Here is a 22209-nt window from a genome sequence, read left to right as displayed (position 1 = left end):
CGGAGGACAGCAGATGCGGATCAGTCTAGGCCAAGAGCTGGGCACTAGGCCAGACATGCTGTCTGGCCCAGGCACGGCAGGCTTCAGTCCGCGGCGGGGGCTGGCTGGATGGCAAGCTGGTCGGCCAGGCGTACGAACGCCGCCAGGTCCAGCTGCTCAGGGCGCAAGCTGCCATCGACGCCGGCGGCTTCGATTTCAGTGTTGCTCAGCAGGGCTTTGAGCGTGTTGCGCAACGTCTTGCGACGCTGGTTGAACGCTTCGCGGACGACACGTTCCAGCAGTTTGTGGTCCTTGGCCGGGTGCGGCAGCACGGCATGCGGCACCAGGCGCACGATGGCCGAATCGACCTTCGGTGGCGGGTTGAATGCGCCCGGGCCAACGTTGAACAGGTGTTCGACGCGGCAGTGGTACTGAACCATGATCGACAGGCGGCCCCAATCACCACCGCCAGGGCCTGCCGCCAAACGCTCAACCACTTCTTTTTGCAGCATGAAGTGCATGTCGCGGATGATCCCGGCGTTGTTCAGCAGGTGGAAGATCAACGGCGTGGAGATGTTGTACGGCAGATTGCCCACGACCCGCAGGCTGTTGGGTGCGGCATTGAGGCTGTTGAAGTCGAACTTCAGCGCATCGCCCTGGTGCAGGTTGAAGTTCGGCTTGTCGGCGAACTGCTGGTTGAGGATCGGGATCAGGTCCTTGTCCAGTTCCACCACGTCCAGTTGCCCGCCGCTGGCCAGCAGGCCTTGGGTGAGTGCGCCCTGGCCGGGGCCGATTTCCAGCAGGCGGTCTTCGGGCTTGGCATGGATGGAGCGCAGGATGCGGTCGATAACGCCCGCGTCGTGCAGGAAGTTTTGCCCGAAGCGCTTGCGCGCCCGGTGTTGGTAATGCTCGGTCATATACGGGTCTCGGCCATCTGATAGGCGGTTTCCAGGGCCACGTGCAGGCTGCCGGTATCGATCTTGCCGCTGCCGGCCAGGTCCAGGGCAGTGCCATGGTCGACGGAGGTGCGGATGATCGGCAGGCCCAGTGTCACGTTGACTGCGGCGCCAAAGCCTTTGTATTTCAGCACAGGCAGCCCCTGGTCATGGTACATCGCCAGCACTGCGTCGCAGTGCTCCAGATATTTGGGGGTAAACAGAGTGTCCGCAGGCAATGGGCCGCGCAGGTCCATGCCTTCTTGGCGCAGACGCTCCAGGGTGGGTTCGATGATGTCGATTTCTTCATGGCCCAAGTGGCCGCCTTCACCGGCGTGGGGGTTGAGCCCACAGACCAGGATGCGCGGTTGGGCAATGCCGAATTTCTGTTGCAGGTCGGCGTGCAGGATGCGGGTGACGCGTTCTACACGCTCGACGGTGATTGCATCGGCAATTTCACGCAGCGGCAGGTGCGTGGTCACCAGGGCGACGCGCAGGCCACGGGTGGCCAGCATCATCACGACTTGTTCGGTGTGGGTCAGTTCGGCGAGGAATTCGGTATGCCCGGAAAAGGCGATGCCCGATTCGTTGATCACGCCTTTGTGCACCGGAGCGGTGATCATGCCGGCGAAGTCGCCGTCGATACAGCCTTGCCCGGCGCGGGTCAGTGTTTCCAGGACGAACGCGGCATTGGCGGTGTCCAGCTGTCCGGCCACTACCTTGGCTTGCAGTGGGGTGTCCCACACATACAGGCTGCCGGCGGGGGCGGGCAGGTCGGGCCAGTTGCCCGGTGCCACATCCAGCAAACTGACAGCCACACCCAGTTGCGCAGCCCGCTCAAGGAGCAGGTCGCGGCTGGTAATGGCAATCAGGGGGTGTGGCTGGGGGTGCGAGGCGAGCAGCAGGCACAGGTCTGGACCAATGCCGGCCGGCTCGCCGGGTGTTACCGCGAAACGCTGGGGTTTCACTGGGCTGCCTGGTCGGTGCCTGTTTGCTCGGCGCCTGGCAGCTTGTTTTCTACGTAGGCTTCGTCACGGATCTGACGCAACCAGGTTTGCAGCTCTTCGTCGTATTTGCGGTTACGCAGTACGGACAGGGCTTGTTGCTCGCGGGCCTGGCTGGTGTTGTCGGTGGCGCGACGGCCAAGGACTTCCAGCACGTGCCAGCCGTATTGGGTCTTGAACGGCTTGGACAATACACCCTGCGGGGTATCGGCCATCACCTGTTGGAACTCTGGCACCAGGGCTTTCGGATCGATCCAACTCAAGTCGCCGCCGTTGAGGGCAGAACCTGGGTCTTCCGAGAAGCTCTTGGCCAGGGTGGCGAAGTCTTCACCGCTTTGGATACGGTCGTAGATCTTCTGGGCCAGTTCCTTGGTTTGCGCTTCAGTGCGGATTTCGCTTGGTTTGACCAGGATATGACGAACATGTACTTCGTCTTTCAGCGAGGTCTCGCCGCCGCGCTTTTCCAGCAACTTCAGGATGATGAAACCGCCTGGCGTGCGTGCAGGCTGAGTGATTTCACCCGGCTGCATGGCGCTCAGCTCACGGTCGAACGGAGGTGGCAGTTGCGCGGCTTTACGCCACCCCATGTCACCGCCGTCCAGGGCGTTGTCGCTGTTGGAGACGGCAATCGCAGTCTGGGCAAAGTCGGCGCCGGCTTTCAGGCGCTCATAAACCGCCTGGGTCTTCGCTGCGGCGGCGTTGAGCTGCTCGGAGTTGGCGCTGTCCGGTGTGCCGATCAGGATGTTGGCCAGGTGCAGCTCTTCGGAAAGCTGCATCTTGCCCAGGTCCGAGGCCAGGAAGTTCTTCACTTCCTGCTCGGAGACCTGCACCCGCTCAGCCACACGACGCTGACGCACACGGCTGATGATCATTTCGCGGCGGATCTGGTCACGGGCGTCCTCATAGGACAGGCCATCGCGGGCCAGGGCAGCGCGGAACTGGTCAATGCTCATGTTGTTGCGCTGAGCAATGGTGCCAACGGCCTGGTTCAGCTCTTCGTCCGAAATACGGATGCCCGAACGCTCGCCGATCTGCAGTTGCAGGTTCTCGACGATCAGGCGCTCCAGCACCTGTTGGTCCAGCACGCTGGTCGGTGGCACACCACCGCCACGCTTGGCGATGGTTTGCTGAACTTCCTTGACGCGTTGGTCCAGCTGGCTCTGCATGATCACGTCGTTATCGACGATGGCCACCACTTTATCCAGCTGTTGAACCGCAGCGTGTGCCGATGCGGTACCCAGGAACAGCGCGCCCAGTACGAGCGGGCGCAGACAATCAGAAAGCTTGGTCTTCACGTTCACGATAACCTTCAATGCCTTTGTCGAGGAAGCTCTCTACCTTGGCGCCGGTCAGGCCGCCGAGTCCTTTGAGGACGATTTGGAAGAAGAGCCCGTGGTCACCCTTTTCGTTAAGCGGGGCGATCTGGCTGTATTCGTCGTTGGAAACCCAGTAACGGTTGATGACGCGCAGTTTCCAGCAGCAGTTGTCGTACTCGAAACCACCGAAGGCTTCCAGGGTACGGTTGCGGGCATAGTCATACTGCCAGCGGGTGATCAGGTTCCACTGCGGAACGATCGGCCACATCATCGAGAAGTCGTGTTGCTGGATTTTGTAGTAATCCTTCACGAAGTTAGGATCGCCTGGCGTGCCGTAGTCACCACCGAACTGCCATTTGCCGCTGATCTGGTTGTAGACCACCTGGTCGTTGCGATAGCGATAGCCGAGGTTGACGACCTTGTTCGGGTTGTCTTCCGGCTGGTAGTGGAACATCGCGCTGCCGGAACGAGGGCTGTGGTTCTCGGTGTCCCAGTTGTAGTCGGCAGTGGCGCGCCAGTCGCGGTTGAAGCGGAACTCGTAGTCGAGGGCGATTGGCGACAAGTCAGACTGTGCGTCGGCACGGTCCGCTGCGAGTACGCCTGGAAGTTGTACTTGGCGATCCTTGAAGTAAATCGCCTGACCTACGGCTACGCGTTGACGCTCGAAGCCGTTCTCCTCGATCCAGCGGCTGGTCACACCCAAGGACAGCTTGTTCTCGTCGCCGATCCGGTCGGAACCGCTGAAGCGGTTGTCGCGGAACAGTGAGGAATAGCTGAACGAGTACTCACTTGTGTCAAAGACCGGGATGTCGCTCTGATCTTTGTTCGGTACGTAAAGATAGAACGCACGCGGTTCCAAGGTCTGGCGATAGTCTTTGCCGAACCAATTGGTGTCGCGGTCGAAGTACAGGCCGCTGTCGATACTGGCGACAGGCACGGCACGGTCTTGCGAACTCTTGAACTTCTGGCCATTGGCGGCCATGTAGTTCTTGCCTGTAGCGTCCAGGTCCAAATCGTATTTGGTGTAAACGTACTTGAGCTTCGGCGTAACAAAACCGTAGGTCCAGTTCATCGGGTAGCTGACAGCAGGCGCGGCATTCAGGCGAGTGCCGTTGGCACGGGTCAGGCCTCTGACGTTTGTGTCCAGGCGAGCCGATTCGACACCGTTTTCATCCGTGAACATGCCTTTTTCCAGGCTACGTTCAAACCGGACTGCTTCAGTCTCGTAGGTAAAGTCCAGCCCGCCCGGATGGAATGGCAGCGCACCGTTAAAGGTAACCTGCGGCAACCGGTCATACGGCGTGATCTGGGAGATCGTCGCCAGCTGGTAAGCCTGGACATTCAAGCGCGCCTGATAGGAGTCGCCCCGGTAGGTCACAGCGCCTTGCTGGTTCAGGAAGTCACGGCTCTCAACACCTTCCTGATAGGACTTCAGGTCCTGGAAGTAGTAAGGGTCGCTGATCTTGGTGTAGTCGACCTCAGTCGACAGACGCGAATCCAGCCCACCCTTATGCTGCCAATTGAGCATATAACGGGTGCTTTGGTAATCAGTCTGCTTCTTCCGCTCGTCGCTATCGTCGTTCAGGTACGCCCCACCGAACTGACCTTCGCTGGACTTGGTGAGGTAGCGGAATTCGCCTTCCATCAACAGGCCGCGTTTGGTCATGTACTGCGGATACAACGTGGCATCGTAGTTCGGCGCCAGGTTGAAGTAGTACGGCGTAACCAGCGTAAAGCCGGTTTCGCTGCCGGTGCTGAAGCTCGGCGGCAGGAAGCCGGATTGACGACGGTCGTCGATCGGGAAATAGATGTAAGGGGTGTACAGGATCGGAATGTTCTTGATCCGCAACGTCGCGTTGGTGGCCGTACCGAAACCGGTGGCCGGGTTCAACGTGATGTTGTTGCCCTTGAGCTGCCAGGCGTTGCTGTCCGGCTCGCAGGTGGTGTACGTACCGTCCTTGAGACGGATGATCGCGTTTTCGGCACGCTTGGCGTACAGCGCGCTGCCGCGGATACGTGATTTGTGCATCACGTATTCGGCGTTGTCGATCTGCGCTGCGCCGGTGTCCAGCTGGACTTCGGCGTGGTCACCGACGATCAGGGCACCGTTGTCGCGCAGACGCACTTTGCCGTTCAGCTCGCCACGGTTTTCAGCTTGATACAGGCTGGCCTCTTCGGATTCCAGCTGCATGCTGCCCTGGCGCATGACGACGTCACCGGCCAGGGTTGCGACTTGGGATTCCTGCTCGTAACGAGAAGCCTTGGCGCCGATGAAGGTCGGCGCATCGCTCGAACTCGTCTTGTCGTTCATGCCAGGACGGGTCGGCTCGATGTACGCACCGCCGCAATACGGGCCGGTTTCGGCCAGTTGGGCGGCGGTCAGCTTCTCGCGGGGTACCCAGTCCAGGTGGCTGTAGTCGGCGCTGCGCGAACGCAGGCCACGGCCCTTGGCCTCGGTGACCAGCGCGGTCTGCGGCACGGCCTCGGCGTTGCCACCGGCAGCGGCTTGCGCCGTGTCGCCGGCCGCGCTGACGGCAGCACCGTCATGCACCGGGCGCGGTGGCAATGGGGCAGCGGCGGTCTTCGGCGCGCAAGCCCAGGCACCCGAAGCGGAGACGGAACAGTCATACTGCTCCGCAGCGACCACGAATGAGGTGGCGAAAGGTTGCATGGCCAGCAGACTGCCGGTTACCAGCAACGGAAATTTTCTACGAAACGCGGGGGATTTCAATGCCATCTTATTAGTCCGGGCTTCCTGCGTGCCATCTGCCCGCGGTGTGGGCCGCACGACTCTCGATGGTCTGAAAAAGATGCGTGATAATAAAGCATGACCCGCTTGACGGCTAGGGCCGTCGGAGACCCTTGTAATGCCCGACCAAGATCTACGTTTACAACAGCTGGAAGTCTGGCTGGATGAGCAACTGCCGATCCTTTTCAACGCTCAAGGCTGGGGTGCCGTACCCCCGGCCACATTGACCGCGGCCAGTAGCGACGCGAGTTTCAGGCGTTATTTCCGCTGGGAAGGCGGCGCCCGCACGTTCGTCGTGATGGACGCGCCACCCCCCCAGGAAAACTGCAAACCTTTCGTCGATATCGCTCATTTGCTGGCGAAGTCGGGAATAAATGTGCCAAAAATTTATGCAGAAGATTTGCCGCGCGGCTTTCTTTTGCTCAATGACCTGGGCACAAAAACCTATCTGGACGTGATTGACGCGCAAAACGCCGATCAATTGTTCGCCGATGCCATCGACGCGTTGCTGGCTTTCCAGCAGTTGCCGATGGACGCGCCACTGCCTAGCTATGACGTCGCCTTGCTGCGGCGCGAGCTGGAATTGTTTCCCGAGTGGTACGTACGCCGTCACCTGGGGATCGAATTGGACGCCCAGCAGCAAGCGCTCTGGCAGCGTGCCAGCGACCTGTTGATCGACAGCGCCCTGGCCCAGCCGAAAGTGCTGGTGCACCGCGACTACATGCCGCGCAACCTGATGATCAGCGCGCCGAACCCTGGCGTGCTGGATTTCCAGGATGCGGTCTATGGCCCGGTGACCTACGACATCACCTGCCTGTTCAAGGACGCGTTCCTCAGTTGGCCCCAGGCCCGTGTGCGGGAATGGCAGCGCGGTTATTGGGAGCGCGCGATGCAAGCCGGCATTCCGGTGCAAGCGCAATTCGACGATTTCCTGCGCGCCAGCGACCTGATGGGCGTGCAGCGTCACCTCAAGGTCATCGGTATCTTCGCGCGTATCTGCCATCGCGACGGCAAGCCTCGTTACCTGGCCGACGTGCCGCGCTTCTTCGCCTATATAGAAGCGGTACTGGCCGAGCGCCCTGAGCTGCGTGAACTGGCTGAACTGTTGGCCAGCCTGCGCCAACCTGTCGGGGCCACCGTATGAAGGCCATGATCCTGGCCGCGGGCAAAGGCGAGCGGATGCGTCCGCTCACCCTGCACACGCCCAAACCGTTGGTGCAGGCTGGCGGCAAACGCCTGATCGAGTATCACCTGGAGGCGCTGGCCAAGGCTGGCTTCACCGATATCGTGATCAACCATGCCTGGCTTGGCCAGCAGATCGAAAGCTACCTGGGTGACGGCGCGCAGTTTGGCTTGCGTATCCAGTACTCGCCAGAGGGTGAGCCGCTGGAGACGGGTGGCGGGATTTTCCAGGCCTTGCCGTTGCTGGGGGATGAACCGTTCCTGGTGGTCAATGGCGATATCTGGACCGACTACGACTTCACCCAGCTCAAGCAACCGCTCCAGGGCCTGGCCCATCTGGTGATGGTCGACAACCCGGCGCATCACCCCTCGGGCGGCGATTTCTACCTGGATCAGGGTTTGCTTCATGATGCCGCGCCCGGTGCCGATAACCTGACCTTCAGTGGCATTTCAGTGCTCGACCCGCAGTTGTTCGCGGGTTGCACTGCGGGTGCCTTCAAGCTGGCGCCGCTGCTGCGGGCGGCGATGGCCAAAGGTTTGGTAACGGGGGAGCACATGGCGGGACGCTGGATTGATGTCGGGACGCTGGAGCGCCTGGCGCAGGTTGAAACCCTGCTGACAGCGGGGCAGTAAGATGCTGTGGCCAGGGACGCTGATCGGCGCCGGGGCTGGCTTTGCCATTGCCAGCATTCCGGGGGCCTTGTTGGGTGCGCTGTTGGGGCAGGCGTTGGATCGCCGGCTGCAACTGCACAATTGGGCGCAGCTGCGCGAACGCCTCGGCGGGCGCCCGGCGTTGCGCAATGACGAGCTGTTGTTTGTGCTGCTCGGCCGCCTGGCGAAAAGCAATGGTCGGATCGTCGACGGGCATATCCAGCAGGCACGGCAAGAAATGCGCGCGCTGGACATGAGCGAACCGGCCCAGCGCCGCGCGATTGCTGCGTTCAATCGTGGCAAGTCCGGATCAGACCGCGTGCGCAGTTACTTGCGCGTGCTCAAGAGCCAGCCCCATGCGGCGGAAGGTGTGCTGCGTGCGTGCTGGCGCATGGTGTGGGCCGACGGCAAGGCGGATGATGCCGAGCGCGACCTGATCGAATTGTGGGGCAAGTGGCTGGGCTGGACGCCGCAACAGCTTCAGGCATTGGCCGCTGACTACAAGCCGGAGCGCAAGCCGCTGGTGAGTCGGGGCATGTCTTATCAGGACGCGTTGCGCCTGCTCGGCGTGACGATCAGCACTGAACCTGCGGTGATCAAGCGCGCCTACCGCCGCCTGCTCAGTCGCCACCATCCGGACAAGATCGCCGGCAGCGGTGCCAGTACCGCGCAAGTAAGCGAGGCCACCGAGCGAACCCGTGAGCTGCACAATGCCTACACGCTGATTCGCGAGCGCCGGGATTTTCGTTAGTCGTGACTGTCTTAATTTGATAACCCATTTCACTGTGGGAGCGGGCTTGCTCGCGAAAGCGGTGTTTCAGTATCAGATGTGCTGACTGATCCACCGCTTTCGCGAGCAAGCCCGCTCCCACATGGGTTTTGCTGTGTTTTTGCGATGTGTGATCAGTCGGCACTTGCCTGCGGGCTCAACCATCCGCGAATCCGCCGATACAGCTGCTCCTGCTCCGCCGCGCTATTCCCCGGCACGGTCTTCAGCGACACCTGCTTGTAGCCGTCATTCTTCGACCGTTTGGCAGCCTGGACACGTTCCAGTGCCGCTTTGCGCTCCTGGGCCGTGTCTTGATAGAACACATCCGCCGTCGGCACTTTCAGTGTCGGCGCCAGCTGTTGCAGGTTCGGCTGACGACCGACCGGCGACTTGCCCGCGACCATCACCAGTTTCTGCACCTGTGCCGGTTGTTTCTCTTCCAGGTAACGCGCGGCCCACCACGCGCCGGTGCCATGGCCGAGCAGCACCACACTGCGCGCGCCTTGGGTCTGGGCGAAGGCGACGGCGGCATCGATGCGCTCGAAGATGCGTTTGGCGTCGGTCTTGTCTTGCTCGTCCGTACCCGCGACCACGGCGGGGTCGGTGCCTTCGGCTTCGGCGCTGGCGGCTTGTTCGATAGGCTTGGCGGCGGTGCTGCCGTCTTTGCTGCTGGTGTCGACCGCCGCCTTGGGTGCTTCGATCAGGCGGGGCGGCAGGGTGTCGATGTTCACGTCCGGCAGCGACAGGCTGAGGGTGCTCCAGTTGGCGTCCGGCAGTTTGCGCCGTAGCGGTGCGATTGCTTGCGGCCAGTCAGCACTTTCCCCGGCGCCCGGTACGATAATCACCACGCCTTCGGGCTCAGCGCTGTTGGCCGGTTTCCACAGGGCCAGGAAGGTGTCGCTGCCGCCCTGCAATTGCTGCTGTTCTTCGCGCGGAACCTGGCGCTCCAGGGCTGCGGCGTCTTCCTGGCCGCGCTCGGCCAAGGGCTGGCGGACAGCGGCTGTTTCGGCAGGTGGAGCGGGCGTGTCGGCGGCCTGCACAGAAAAGCCGCTGGTAAAGAGTAACGACAGGCACAATGCTGGCACTGCTGAACGGTTTCGAGATGGCATCGTTGATTTCCGGCCAGAAGAGATTCCAGCAGCCTAATGGGTTGGTCTGTATTTGTCAGTGATGTGAGACGTGGATCATGGGTTTTCGCTGTCTGCTGGTTATCGGCTGTTTGTGGTTTCCCTTGATCGCGGGGGCCACTTCTGCGCCTGCGGTGCCGCCAGCGCAACTGGATGCGGGGCAACGGCAATGGTTGGCCGCGCACCCGGAGTTGCGGGTGGGCCTGGTCTTGCAGGCACCCTATGCGCAATACGATCGGCGCTTGCAGCGCTTGTCGGGGGCCAATGTCGAGTTGATGCAGTGGCTGGCCAAGGCGCTGAACATCGAGCTGAGCTGGCGCAACTTTCCCACCCAGGAACAGCTGGAAGAAGCGGTGCGCGATGGCGAGGTGGATATCGCCCCCGGCCTGCAACAAACCCCGGCCGGTTTGCGCCTGTGGTTGTTCAGCGACCCGTATATGCGCGTGCCTCAGCATATCGTCGGCATCCGTGACGGTGGCGGTGCCGTCGAGCTGGAAAAACTCGACGAACTCTCGCGCATCGCTGTGCGCATGCCCAGCGCCGTTGCCGATTACCTGCGCAGCACGTATCCCAAACTGAACCTGCAAGGCGTGCCCATGGAACGCCAGGCGTTGCAGTTGCTGGTCAGCCAGCAGGCGCGGTATGCCGTGGTGGATGAGGCGCAACTGAGCCGGTTGTCGGGTGAAGCCGAATTCGCCGGGCTGGCCGTGGTGGGCGACATCGGCCTGCCGCAATTGCTGCGCGTAGCCACACGCCGGGAATGGCCGGAGCTGGCCGGCATCATGCAAAGCGCGTTGCGTGCGATCCCCGCCCGCGACCTGGACCAACTGCACAACCGCTGGCTGCAACCCAAGTACCCGCGTTTGTCGGAGTCGCCGGGGCTGTGGCAAAACCTCAGCCTGTTGCTCGCCCTGTTGCTGTTGGCCAGCCTGGCCGTGGTGCTCTGGCAGCGTCGCCAGTTGCGCGGCCTGGAGCACAGTTTGCTTGGTGCGCGGGAAGAAAGTGCCGCGCGGGCGGCGGGGGCCGAAGCGTTGCGGTTGACGCAGTTTTCCATCGACCAAAGCACCGTCGGCATCCTCTGGGTCAACTGGGACAGCCACGTGCGCTACGCCAACCGCGCGGCCGAAAGCATGCTCGGCTACGGCCCCGGCGCGCTGATCGAACGGCCGCTGGCGGACCTTGATCCGACGCTGGACATGGACCGCTGGCTCAACCTGTGGAAGCGCGCCCGCGCCAGCGAAGACGGCCCGCAGAACTTCGCCACCGATTGCCGGCGCGCCGATGGCAGCGTCTTGCCCGCCGATGTGTCGTTGAGCTTTTTGCGCTTTGCCGAGGGCGAATACCTCGTGGTCTACCTCAACGACGTGACCGAGCGCCGCCGCTACGTCGCCGCCTTGCTGCAAAGCGAGGCGCAATTGCGCGAACTGTCCGCTCACCTGGAAACCGTGCGCGAAGAAGAAAAAGCGCGCATCGCCCGGGAAGTCCACGATGAATTGGGGCAGATGCTCACCGTGCTCAAGCTGGAAACCTCCATGTGCGAACTGGCCTACGCGCAGTTGGACCCTGGCCTGCACGAGCGCTTGAACAGCATGAAGCGCTTGATCGCTCAACTGTTCCAGCTGGTGCGCGACGTAGCGACGGCCTTGCGCCCGCCGATTCTCGACGCGGGCATTGCCTCCGCCATCGAATGGCAGGCGCGGCGTTTCGAAGCCCGCACACAAATCCCCTGCCTGGTGCAGGTCCCGGATAACCTGCCGGCCTTGAGCGATGCCAAGGCCATCGGCCTGTTCCGCATCCTGCAAGAGGCGCTGACCAATGTGATGCGCCATGCCCAGGCGCATACTGTCGAACTGACCCTGGCGGTGGAAGGCGCTCACCTGCGGCTGACCATCAGCGACGATGGCGTCGGGTTCATCCAGGCCCAGGGCCGCCCGGTGTCGTTTGGCCTGGTGGGCATGCGCGAGCGGGTGCTGATCATGGGCGGGCAATTGAGCCTTTCCAGCGAGTTGGGGGAGGGCACCACCCTGAGTGTCACGGTGCCGTTGGATGCATAACGCTAAGAGGAAGTCCCTGTGATTCGCGTACTGGTAGCCGAAGACCACACCATCGTTCGAGAAGGCATCAAGCAATTGATCGGCCTGGCCAAAGACCTGCTGGTAGTAGGGGAGGCGAGCAATGGTGAACAGTTGCTGGAGACCTTGCGCCATGTGCCGTGCGAGGTGGTGTTGCTGGATATCTCGATGCCCGGCGTCAACGGCCTGGAAGCGATCGCGCGGATTCGTGCGTTGAGCAATCCGCCGGCGATCCTGGTGTTGTCCATGCATGACGAAGCGCAAATGGCCGCGCGTGCGTTGAAGGTCGGCGCTGCCGGTTATGCGACCAAGGACAGCGATCCGGCGCTGTTGCTCACGGCGATTCGCAAGGTTGCGGCGGGCGGGCGCTACATCGACCCGGATTTGGCCGACCGCATGGTCTTTGAAGTCGGCCTCACCGATACGCGGCCCTTGCACTCATTGTTGTCGGAGCGTGAGTTCTCGGTGTTCGAACGCCTGGCCCAGGGCGCCAACGTCAATGACATCGCCCAGCAGCTGGCGCTGAGCAGCAAGACCATCAGCACCCACAAGGCGCGCCTGATGCAAAAGCTCAATATCACCTCCCTGGCGGAACTGGTGAAGTACGCCATGGAGCACAAGCTTCTCTAGGTACATACCCAAAAACGACACCCCCAAAACACCGCCGAACCCATTCTTGCCGCTTGCAGCTAACCGCTTGCGGCCGCACTGTCCCATCCCCGCCATCCGTGTAGGGCGATCCCTACCCCCAGCCTTCCACCCGGCTGATGCAATTCTCTCCCGGCCCCCGATTTCCGGGGCCTCGCGCCTGGACTACGCTTGTGCCACAGCAGTCCAAAACACAAAGGTGCGGGTATGAGCGAGGTGGATTCAAATGAGGTCCTGGTCAGCTTTCGTGGCGTGCAGAAGAGCTACGACGGCGAGAACCTGATCGTCAAAGACCTCAACCTGGAGATTCGCAAGGGCGAGTTCCTCACCTTGCTCGGGCCTTCCGGTTCGGGCAAGACCACCAGCCTGATGATGCTTGCCGGCTTTGAAACGCCGACCGCCGGCGAAATCCAGCTGGCCGGGCGTTCCATCAACAACGTGCCGCCGCACAAGCGCGACATCGGCATGGTGTTCCAGAACTATGCGCTGTTCCCGCACATGACCGTCGCCGAGAACCTGGCGTTCCCGCTGTCGGTGCGCGGTTTGAGCAAGACCGACATCAGCGAGCGGGTCAAACGCGTGCTGAGCATGGTCCAGCTCGATGCCTTCGCCCAGCGTTATCCGGCGCAATTGTCCGGCGGCCAGCAACAGCGTGTGGCCCTGGCCCGGGCGCTGGTGTTCGAACCGCAGCTGGTGCTGATGGACGAACCCCTTGGCGCCCTCGATAAGCAACTGCGCGAACACATGCAGATGGAGATCAAGCACCTGCACCAACGCCTCGGCGTGACGGTGGTGTACGTGACCCATGACCAGGGTGAAGCGCTGACCATGTCTGACCGCGTGGCGGTGTTCCATCAAGGCGAGATCCAACAGATCGCCGCACCGCGCACCCTCTACGAAGAGCCGAAGAACACTTTTGTCGCCAACTTCATCGGCGAGAACAACCGCCTCAATGGCCGCCTGCACAGCCACACCGGCGAGCGTTGCGTGGTGGAGCTGGCGCGCGGCGAGAAAGTCGAGGCACTGGCGGTCAACGTCGGCCAGATCGGCGGCCCGGTGACCCTGTCGGTACGCCCGGAGCGCGTCAGCCTCAATGGCTCCAGCGAAAGCTGCGTCAACCGCTTCTCTGGCCGCGTGGCCGAATTCATCTACCTGGGCGACCACGTACGCGTGCGCCTGGAAGTCTGCGGCAAGAGCGATTTTTTTGTGAAACAACCGATTGCCGAGCTGGACCCGGCCCTGGCGGTCGGCGACGTGGTTCCGATTGGCTGGCAAGTCGAGCACGTTCGCGCACTCGACCCACTTCTAGAGGCGAATTGATCGCCCCCATGGCTTCACCAACCCTGCACGTGGAGAGAACAACAATGTTGAAATCCCTGAAGTATTCGGCGCTGGCTATCGGTTTGATGGGCGCCACACACGCCATGGCCGGCCCGGACCTGACAGTCGTGTCCTTCGGTGGCGCGAATAAGGCGGCACAGGTCAAGGCGTTCTATGCACCGTGGGAAAGCGCGGGCTACGGCAAGATCGTCGCTGGCGAGTACAACGGTGAAATGGCCAAGGTCAAGGCCATGGTCGACACCAAGAGCGTGTCCTGGGACCTGGTGGAAGTGGAATCGCCAGAGCTGTCCCGTGGCTGTGACGAAGACATGTTCGAGCCCCTGGACCCGAAACTGTTCGGCAACACCGCGGACTACGTGAAGGGCGCGATCCAACCGTGCGGCGTGGGTTTCTTCGTATGGTCCACCGTGTTGGCCTACAACGCCGACAAACTGGCCTCGGCACCCACCAGTTGGGCCGATTTCTGGGACGTGAAGAAATTCCCGGGCAAGCGCGGCCTGCGTAAAGGCGCCAAGTACACCCTGGAATTCGCTCTGATGGCCGACGGCGTTGCGCCGAAGGACGTCTACAAAGTGCTGGCCGGCAAAGATGGCCAGGACCGTGCGTTCAAGAAACTCGACGAACTGAAACCGTCGATCCAGTGGTGGGAAGCCGGCGCACAGCCGCCGCAGTACCTGGCCTCGGGTGACGTGGTCATGAGCTCGGCGTACAACGGCCGCATCGCCGCCGTGCAGAAAGAAAGCAACCTGAAAGTGGTGTGGAACGGCGGGATCTACGACTTCGACGCGTGGGCCATCCCTAAAGGCCTGGCAAAAGACCGCGCTGAAGCGGCGAAAAAATTCATCGCCTTCTCCGTGCAACCGCAGCAGCAGAAGACCTACTCGGAAAACATCGCCTACGGCCCGGCCAACACCCAAGCCGTACCGTTGCTGGCCAAGGACATCCTCAAGGATATGCCGACCACCCCGGAAAACATCGCCAACCAGGTGCAGATCGACGTGAGCTTCTGGGCGGATAACGGCGAGCAGTTGGAGCAGCGCTTCAACTCCTGGGCTGCCAAGTAATCAGCAACACCACTTAATCCATGTGTAGTGGGCTTGTGTGGGAGCGGGCTTGCTCGCGAAAGCGGTAGGTCAGCCGCCACATGTGCAAGCTGATTCACCGCTTTCGCGAGCAAGCCCGCTCCCACATGGGATCTGCTGTGTTCAGTAGATTGCATTCATTTTCAGATTTTCCGGAGTCAGCCATGGCCATCGCCGTTCCCTCGAACGAGGTCAACAGCCCCACCCTCAAGCAGCGCCTGGCGCGTGCCGAGCGGGTCAACCGCTGGAAGGCCCAGGCCTTGATTGCGCCGCTGGTGCTGTTTTTGCTGCTGGTGTTCCTGGTGCCGATCGTTGCGCTGCTGTTCAAGAGCGTCGGCAACCCGGAAGTGGTGGGCGGCTTGCCGCGTACCGTGGTGGCGGTCACGGCCTGGGACGGTCGCGGCCTGCCGGGCGAGCCGGTGTATCAGGCCCTCAGCGAGGACCTGGGCGAAGCACGCAAAAACCAGACGTTGGGCGATTTGTCCAAACGCTTGAACATGGAACTGGCCGGCTATCGCAGCCTGCTGACCAAAACCGCGCGGGCGCTGCCGTTTACCGAAGCGCCGGCCTCTTATAAAGAAGCGTTGGAAAACCTCGACGAACGCTGGGGCGACCCGGCGTACTGGCAGGCGATCCGGCGCAACACCAGCAGCCTGACGCCGTTCTATCTGCTGGCGGCCGTCGATCACCGCATCGACGACCTCGGCGAAGTGGCCCCGGCCACGCCGGACCAGGCGATCTACCTGGACATCTTCGCCCGTACCTTCTGGATGGGCCTGGTGATCACTGCGATCTGCCTGCTGCTGGCCTATCCGCTGGCGTACCTGCTGGCCAACCTGCCGGCGCGCAAAAGCAACCTGTTGATGATCCTGGTGTTGCTGCCGTTCTGGACTTCGATCCTGGTGCGGGTGGCGGCGTGGATCGTGTTGCTGCAATCGGGCGGGCTGATCAACAGTGCGCTGATGGGCATGGGCCTGATCGATAAACCGCTGGAGTTGGTGTTCAACCGCACCGGGGTATACATCTCCATGGTGCACATCCTGCTGCCGTTCATGATTCTGCCGATCTACAGCGTGATGAAAGGCATCTCGCCCACCTATATGCGCGCGGCGATTTCCCTGGGCTGTCACCCCTTCGCCAGCTTCTGGCGCGTGTACTTCCCGCAGACCTACGCTGGCGTGGGCGCCGGTTGCCTGTTGGTGTTCATCCTGGCGATTGGTTACTACATCACCCCGGCCCTGCTGGGCAGCCCGAACGACCAGATGGTCAGCTATTTCGTGGCGTTCTACACCAACACCAGCATTAACTGGGGCATGGCCACTGCGTTGGGCGGCTTGCTGCTGCTGGCCACCGTGGTGCTGTACCTGATCTACAACCGGCTGGTGGGCGCCAGCCGCCTGCGCCTGAGCTGAGGAGACCTTGCGATGCTGAGCCCTTATATGTCGCCCGTTGAGCGGGTTTGGTTCTACAGCTTGCGGATTCTCTGCGGCTTGATCCTGCTGTTCCTGATACTGCCGGTGCTGGTGATCATCCCGCTGTCGTTCAACAGCGGCAGTTTCCTCGTGTACCCGCTGCAAGGCTTCTCGCTGCACTGGTACCAGGACTTCTTCGCCTCGGCCGAATGGATGCGGGCGCTGAAGAACAGCATCATCGTCGCCCCGGCGGCCACGGTATTGGCCATGGTGTTCGGCACGCTGGCGGCGATTGGCCTGACGCGCGGCAACTTCCCGGGCAAGGCGCTGGTGATGGCCCTGGTGATTTCGCCGATGGTGGTGCCGGTGGTGATCATCGGCGTGGCCAGTTACCTGTTCTTTGCGCCGCTGGGCCTGGGTAACAGTTTCTTCTCGTTGATCGTGGTGCATGCAGTGCTGGGCGTGCCGTTTGTGATCATCACCGTGTCGGCGACGTTGCAGGGGTTCAACCATAACCTGGTGCGGGCAGCGGCCAGCCTGGGGGCGTCGCCGTTGACCGCGTTTCGCCGGGTGACCTTGCCGCTGATTGCGCCGGGGGTGATTTCCGGGGCGCTGTTTGCCTTTGCCACCTCGTTTGATGAAGTGGTGGTGACGCTGTTTCTCGCCGGGCCTGAGCAAGCGACGTTGCCACGGCAGATGTTCAGCGGGATTCGCGAGAACCTCAGCCCGACGATTGCTGCCGCAGCGACCTTGCTGATTGCCTTCTCTGTACTGTTGTTGCTGACCTTGGAATGGCTGCGCGGCCGTAGCGAAAAACTGCGTACCGCCCAAATCTAACTGACCGAAACCCGATCAACTGTGGGAGCTGGCTTGCCTGCGATAGCGGTGGGCCAGCTTGCTTATCTGCTGCTGACACACCGCTATCGCAGGCAAGCCAGCTCCCACATTGACCGTGCCCACTTTGAATTACCTCTGCATTCAGTTGCTGAATGGCTGACAACCTATTTCCCTCAGCTACTCTTGTGCCAGCCCATTTCCGAATAAGAGGCCGCGCACATGAGTACTTCCTCATTCAAGATCGCCCACAAACTGCTCACCGGTTCCGGTGCCATCGAACAACTGGCCGCTGAGCTCACCCGCCTGGATGTGGACAACCCGCTGATCGTCACTGACGCCGCGCTGGTCAAGTCCGGCACCGTGGCGCTGGCGCTCGAGCACCTGGGCGAGCGCAGTTATGAAATCTTTGATCGTGTGCTGCCCGATCCGGAAATCGCCATCGTCGAAGACTGCATGCGCGTGTACCGCGAGGGCGGGCATGACGGCCTGATCGGTGTGGGCGGTGGCAGTGCCATCGACATTGCCAAGAGCGTGGCCGCGTATGCCGGTTACCACGGGGCGCTGGCGGATCTGTTCGGCGTTGACCAGGTGCCGCGCAAAGGTCCGCCGTTGATCGCCATTCCGACCACGGCCGGCACCGGCTCGGAAGTGACCAACGTGGCGATTCTGTCCGACAAGGCCGCGCAGCTGAAAAAAGGCATCGTCAGCGACTACCTGCTGCCGGACGTCGCGCTGATCAGTCCGCAAATGACCCTCACCTGCCCGCGCAGCGTGACCGCCGCCAGTGGCGTGGATGCGCTGGTGCATGCCATCGAGTCGTACCTGTCGCTGAATGCCTCGCCGATCACCGACGCGTTGGCCATTGGCGCAATCAAGCTGATCGCCAAGGCGCTGCCCAAGGCCTACGCCAACCCGTCCAACCTGCAAGCCCGCGACGATATGGCCACCGCCAGCCTGATGGCCGGTATGGCCTTCGGCAATGCCGGGGTGGGTGCGGTGCATGCGCTGGCGTATCCGCTGGGCGGGCGCTTCAACATCGCCCATGGCGTGAGCAATGCCTTGCTGCTGCCCTACGTGATGCACTGGAACAAGCTGGCGTGCGTGGAGCGCATGCAGGATATTGCCCAGGCCATGGGCGTGAATGTCAGTGGCCTGAGTGCCAATGATGCGGCCGACCAGGCCGTCGAGGCGATGACGCGACTGTGTGCCGCAGTGGAGATCCCGGCGGGGCTGCGCAGCTTCGGCGTGCCCGAGGACGCGATCCCCGCCATGGCCAGCGAAGCGGCGGGCATCGAGCGGCTGATGCGCAATAATCCGCGCAAGCTCAGCGCGGCCGATATCGAGAAAATCTACCGGGCTGCCTACTAGCCATTGAGCCAGGTCACGGTGCGCGCGGCAAAGCATGCGGTATACAATGCGCGCCATCGTGATTTAGCTCAGAAAAGGTGCGTCATGCAGCCCTTCGTAATTGCTCCATCGATTCTCTCCGCCGACTTCGCCCGCCTGGGTGAGGAAGTGGACAACGTGTTGGCCGCTGGCGCGGACTTCGTGCACTTCGATGTCATGGACAACCACTACGTGCCCAACCTGACCATCGGCCCGATGGTCTGCGCGGCGCTGCGCAAGTACGGCGTGACCGCGCCGATTGACGCGCACCTGATGGTCAGCCCGGTAGACCGCATCATCGGTGACTTCATCGAAGCCGGCGCGACCTACATCACCTTCCACCCGGAAGCCACGCTGCACGTGGACCGCACCTTGCAACTGATCCGCGAAGGCGGCTGCAAGGCGGGCCTGGTGTTCAACCCGGCGACGCCGCTGGACGTGCTCAAGTACGTGATGGACAAGGTCGACATGGTCTTGCTGATGAGCGTCAACCCAGGTTTCGGCGGGCAGAAGTTCATCCCCGGTACCCTCGACAAGCTGCGCGAAGCCCGCGCACTGATCGACGCTTCGGGCCGGGATATCCGCCTGGAGATCGACGGTGGGGTCAACGTCAACAACATCCGCGAAATCGCCGCCGCTGGCGCTGACACTTTTGTCGCCGGCTCGGCGATCTTCAACGCGCCGAACTATCAGGACGTCATCGACAAGATGCGCGCCGAGCTAGCGCTGGCGCGTCCATGAGCGGCTTCGAGCAGCTGTTCCCCGGCAAGCTGCCACGGCTGGTGATGTTCGATCTGGACGGTACCCTGATCGACTCGGTGCCAGATCTTGCCGCCGCGGTGAACGAGATGCTGCTCAAGCTGGGGCGCAAGCCGGTGGCGATCGAAGCCGTGCGCACGTGGGTCGGCAACGGCGTGCAGATGCTGGTGCGCCGGGCCTTGGCCAATGATATCGAGGCAGATGGTGTCGATGAAGTCGAGGCCGAGCATGCCCTGGAACTGTTCAACGCCGCCTATGAAGACGGCCACGAACTGACCGTGGTTTACCCCGGCGTGCGTGACACCCTCAAATGGCTGAGCAAGCAGGGCGTGGAAATGGCCCTGATCACCAACAAGCCGGAGCGTTTTGTCGCGCCGTTGTTGGACCAGATGAAAATCGGCCGGTATTTCCGCTGGATCATCGGCGGTGATACCTTGCCGCAGAAGAAACCCGACCCGGCCGCGCTGTTTTTCGTGATGAAAATGGCGAATATTCCGGCGTCGCAGTCGCTATTTGTCGGTGATTCGCGCAGCGATGTGCTGGCGGCAAAGGCGGCTGGCGTGCAGTGCGTAGCTTTGAGCTACGGCTATAACCATGGCCGACCGATTGCCGAAGAGTCGCCGTCGCTGGTGATTGATGACCTGCGACTGCTAATCCCCGGTTGCTTGGGAGCGGGCGCTGAGATAACGTTGCCCGACACCGATCCGTCCCCTTCTGGAAATCCCATCGTGGTGGTCACTCGCAAACTCTGGATGAAAGTCATCAAGGCCCTGGCCCGCTGGCGTTGGCGCGCCTGACTGATCCCTGCCGCGCCATGCGGCACGTTTGCATACCTGACTGTTAGACCCTCACGCCACGAGGCACACATGATCCGCGAAGAATTCCTGCGTTTGGCCGCTGCCGGCTATAACCGTATCCCCCTGGCCTGCGAAACCCTGGCCGACTTCGACACGCCGCTGTCGATCTACCTGAAACTGGCCGACGAGCCCAATTCCTATCTGCTGGAATCGGTACAGGGCGGCGAGAAGTGGGGCCGTTATTCGATCATCGGCCTGCCGTGCCGCACCGTCATGCGCGTTCACGACCACCATGTGAGCATCACCCATGATGGCGTCGAGATCGAAAGCCACGACGTAGAAGACCCGCTGGCCTTTGTCGAAACCTTCAAGGCGCGCTACAACGTACCGACCATTGCGGGTCTGCCGCGTTTCAACGGTGGCCTGGTGGGCTATTTCGGCTACGACTGTGTGCGCTACGTGGAAAAGCGCTTGGGCAAATGCCCGAACCCGGACCCGCTGGGCGTGCCGGACATTCTGCTGATGGTCTCCGACGCGGTCGTCGTGTTCGACAACCTCGCCGGCAAGATGCACGCGATTGTGCTGGCTGACCCGTCCCAGGCGGACGCATTCGAGCAAGGCCAGGCCAGCCTCGAAGCCCTGCTGGAAAAACTGCGCCAACCGATCACCCCGCGTCGTGGCCTGGACCTTAGTCGCCCGCCGGCGGCCGACCCGATTTTTCGTTCAAGCTTCACGCAGGATGACTACGAGCGCGCCGTCGATACCATCAAGGAATACATCCTCGCCGGTGACTGCATGCAGGTCGTTCCGTCGCAGCGCATGTCCATCGACTTCAAGGCCGCGCCGATCGATCTGTACCGCGCCCTGCGTTGCTTCAACCCGACGCCGTACATGTACTTCTTCAACTTTGGCGACTTCCACGTGGTGGGCAGTTCGCCGGAAGTGCTGGTGCGTGTCGAAGACAACCTGATCACCGTGCGCCCGATTGCCGGTACCCGCCCACGTGGCGCGACCGAAGAAGAGGATGTGGCGCTGGAAAAAGACCTGCTCAGCGACGACAAGGAAATCGCCGAGCACCTGATGCTGATCGACCTGGGCCGCAACGATACCGGGCGCGTCTCGGAAATCGGCTCGGTGAAGCTCACCGAGAAGATGGTAATCGAGCGTTATTCCAACGTGATGCACATCGTGTCCAACGTCACCGGCGAGCTGAAAGCCGGCTTGACCGCAATGGACGCACTGCGCGCGATTCTGCCGGCCGGCACCTTGTCGGGTGCGCCGAAGATCCGCGCGATGGAAATCATCGACGAGCTGGAGCCGGTCAAGCGCGGTGTCTACGGCGGCGCCGTGGGCTATTTCGCCTGGAACGGCAACATGGACACGGCGATTGCGATCCGCACCGCCGTGATCAAGGACGGGGAACTGCACGTGCAGGCCGGTGGCGGGATTGTCGCCGACTCGGTGCCGGCCCTCGAATGGGAAGAAACCCTGAACAAGCGCCGCGCGATGTTCCGCGCCGTTGCGCTGGCTGAACAGACCCCCAATTCCTGAGGTTGCCCCATGTTGCTGATGATTGATAACTACGACTCCTTTACTTACAACGTTGTGCAGTACCTGGGCGAACTCGGTGCCGAGGTCAAGGTGGTGCGCAACGATGAAATGACCGTGGCCGAAATCGCCGCCCTGAACCCGGAGCGCATCGTGGTTTCGCCGGGGCCGTGCACGCCGACCGAGGCGGGCATTTCCCTGGAAGCGATCCAGTATTTTGCTGGCAAGCTGCCGATCCTCGGCGTGTGCCTGGGCCACCAGTCCATCGGCCAGGCCTTTGGCGGTGACGTGGTGCGTGCGCGCCAGGTGATGCACGGCAAGACCAGCCCGGTATTCCATCATGATCTGGGCGTATTCCATGGGCTTAACTTGCCCGTCACCGTGACCCGCTACCACTCGCTGGTGGTCAAGCGCGAAACCTTGCCGGAATGCCTGGAGTTGACCGCCTGGACCCAGCTGGAAGACGGCTCGGTCGATGAAATCATGGGCCTGCGCCACAAGACACTGAATGTCGAAGGGGTGCAATTTCACCCTGAATCGATCCTGACCGAGCAGGGCTACGAGCTGTTCGCCAACTTTCTCAAGCAGAGCGGCGGCACGCGCTAAGGACTTTCC

19 protein-coding genes are annotated in these 22209 nt (G+C 61.9%); 14 read left to right on the top strand and 5 right to left on the bottom strand.

The annotated features are described in order from the left end of the window. Window positions 1-83 precede the first annotated feature (83 nt). From rsmA to DBR46_RS27985, 4 genes are read right to left on the bottom strand one after another with little or no spacing between them, the layout of a single operon-like run. Entirely contained in the window at window positions 84-896 is an 813-nt protein-coding gene (gene rsmA / locus DBR46_RS28000) for a 16S rRNA (adenine(1518)-N(6)/adenine(1519)-N(6))-dimethyltransferase RsmA (RefSeq protein WP_124529349.1), read from the bottom strand. Continuing rightward, window positions 893-1882, bottom strand: coding sequence for a 4-hydroxythreonine-4-phosphate dehydrogenase PdxA (gene pdxA / locus DBR46_RS27995; RefSeq protein ID WP_124529347.1), 990 nt, complete (start codon window positions 1880-1882; stop codon window positions 893-895). Before pdxA ends, rsmA begins: the two co-directional genes overlap by 4 nt. Next, on the bottom strand, window positions 1879-3213 hold the full coding sequence (locus DBR46_RS27990) for a peptidylprolyl isomerase (RefSeq protein ID WP_124529361.1): 1335 nt from the start codon (window positions 3211-3213) through the stop codon (window positions 1879-1881). The genes pdxA and DBR46_RS27990 overlap by 4 nt, the downstream gene beginning before the upstream one ends. Beyond that, window positions 3194-5971 (bottom strand): LPS-assembly protein LptD, encoded by a 2778-nt coding sequence (locus DBR46_RS27985; protein ID WP_124529345.1) that lies wholly within the window; start codon window positions 5969-5971, stop codon window positions 3194-3196. The genes DBR46_RS27990 and DBR46_RS27985 overlap by 20 nt, the downstream gene beginning before the upstream one ends. Window positions 5972-6101: 130 nt before the next feature. On the opposite strand from DBR46_RS27985, the gene DBR46_RS27980 reads away from it, so the two are divergent. The 3 genes from DBR46_RS27980 to DBR46_RS27970 are packed head-to-tail and all read left to right on the top strand — an operon-like array spanning window position 6102 to window position 8567. Continuing rightward, complete coding sequence (locus DBR46_RS27980; protein ID WP_124529343.1) at window positions 6102-7127, top strand: aminoglycoside phosphotransferase family protein; 1026 nt, start codon at window positions 6102-6104, stop codon at window positions 7125-7127. Continuing rightward, complete coding sequence (gene murU / locus DBR46_RS27975; protein WP_124529341.1) at window positions 7124-7798, top strand: N-acetylmuramate alpha-1-phosphate uridylyltransferase MurU; 675 nt, start codon at window positions 7124-7126, stop codon at window positions 7796-7798. The genes DBR46_RS27980 and murU overlap by 4 nt, the downstream gene beginning before the upstream one ends. Window position 7799: 1 nt before the next feature. After that, the gene (locus DBR46_RS27970) at window positions 7800-8567 is read left to right on the top strand and encodes a TerB family tellurite resistance protein (RefSeq protein WP_124529339.1); all 768 of its coding nucleotides are present in this window, start codon (window positions 7800-7802) and stop codon (window positions 8565-8567) included. A 152-nt stretch (window positions 8568-8719) separates the two neighbouring features. On the opposite strand, the gene DBR46_RS27965 is transcribed toward DBR46_RS27970, so the two are convergent. Continuing rightward, a complete protein-coding gene (locus DBR46_RS27965; protein WP_124529337.1) occupies window positions 8720-9694 on the bottom strand; it encodes an alpha/beta hydrolase family protein in 975 nt (324 codons plus the stop codon). Between the two features lie 77 nt (window positions 9695-9771). Between DBR46_RS27965 and DBR46_RS27960 the strand changes: the two genes are divergently transcribed. The 11 genes from DBR46_RS27960 to DBR46_RS27910 all read left to right on the top strand — a co-directional run bounded on the left by DBR46_RS27960 (window position 9772) and on the right by DBR46_RS27910 (window position 22200). Further along, entirely contained in the window at window positions 9772-11766 is a 1995-nt protein-coding gene (locus DBR46_RS27960) for a transporter substrate-binding domain-containing protein (RefSeq protein WP_124529335.1), read from the top strand. A gap of 18 nt (window positions 11767-11784) precedes the next feature. Next, window positions 11785-12414: a response regulator transcription factor gene (locus DBR46_RS27955; protein WP_017739608.1), complete on the top strand. Its 630-nt coding sequence runs from the start codon at window positions 11785-11787 to the stop codon at window positions 12412-12414. Between the two features lie 225 nt (window positions 12415-12639). Beyond that, entirely contained in the window at window positions 12640-13752 is a 1113-nt protein-coding gene (locus tag DBR46_RS27950; RefSeq protein ID WP_017739609.1) for an ABC transporter ATP-binding protein, read from the top strand. A gap of 44 nt (window positions 13753-13796) precedes the next feature. Further along, the gene (locus DBR46_RS27945; RefSeq protein WP_124529333.1) at window positions 13797-14837 is read left to right on the top strand and encodes an ABC transporter substrate-binding protein; all 1041 of its coding nucleotides are present in this window, start codon (window positions 13797-13799) and stop codon (window positions 14835-14837) included. Window positions 14838-15019: 182 nt separating this feature from the next. Continuing rightward, a complete protein-coding gene (locus tag DBR46_RS27940) occupies window positions 15020-16267 on the top strand; it encodes an ABC transporter permease (protein WP_124529331.1) in 1248 nt (415 codons plus the stop codon). 12 nt (window positions 16268-16279) lie between these two features. Then, window positions 16280-17104 (top strand): ABC transporter permease, encoded by an 825-nt coding sequence (locus tag DBR46_RS27935; protein WP_124529329.1) that lies wholly within the window; start codon window positions 16280-16282, stop codon window positions 17102-17104. A 219-nt stretch (window positions 17105-17323) separates the two neighbouring features. Beyond that, window positions 17324-18472 carry an iron-containing alcohol dehydrogenase gene (locus DBR46_RS27930; RefSeq protein ID WP_124529327.1) on the top strand — a complete coding sequence of 383 codons (1149 nt, stop codon included), beginning with the start codon at window positions 17324-17326 and terminating at the stop codon, window positions 18470-18472. 84 nt (window positions 18473-18556) lie between these two features. Continuing rightward, entirely contained in the window at window positions 18557-19231 is a 675-nt protein-coding gene (gene rpe / locus DBR46_RS27925; RefSeq protein ID WP_017739614.1) for a ribulose-phosphate 3-epimerase, read from the top strand. Then, window positions 19228-20046, top strand: a complete 819-nt coding sequence (locus tag DBR46_RS27920; protein ID WP_124529325.1) for a phosphoglycolate phosphatase — start codon at window positions 19228-19230, stop codon at window positions 20044-20046. Before rpe ends, DBR46_RS27920 begins: the two co-directional genes overlap by 4 nt. Before the next feature lie 69 nt (window positions 20047-20115). Beyond that, complete coding sequence (gene trpE, locus DBR46_RS27915; protein WP_124529323.1) at window positions 20116-21597, top strand: anthranilate synthase component I; 1482 nt, start codon at window positions 20116-20118, stop codon at window positions 21595-21597. A gap of 9 nt (window positions 21598-21606) precedes the next feature. Next, on the top strand, window positions 21607-22200 hold the full coding sequence (locus DBR46_RS27910) for an aminodeoxychorismate/anthranilate synthase component II (RefSeq protein WP_124529321.1): 594 nt from the start codon (window positions 21607-21609) through the stop codon (window positions 22198-22200). Window positions 22201-22209 lie beyond the last annotated feature (9 nt).

Origin of the sequence: Pseudomonas sp. KBW05, from assembly GCF_003852405.1 — a bacterium.
In the GTDB taxonomy this organism is placed as follows: Bacteria; Pseudomonadota; Gammaproteobacteria; order Pseudomonadales; family Pseudomonadaceae; genus Aquipseudomonas.
This window is presented reverse-complemented; position numbering and strand designations above follow the sequence as displayed.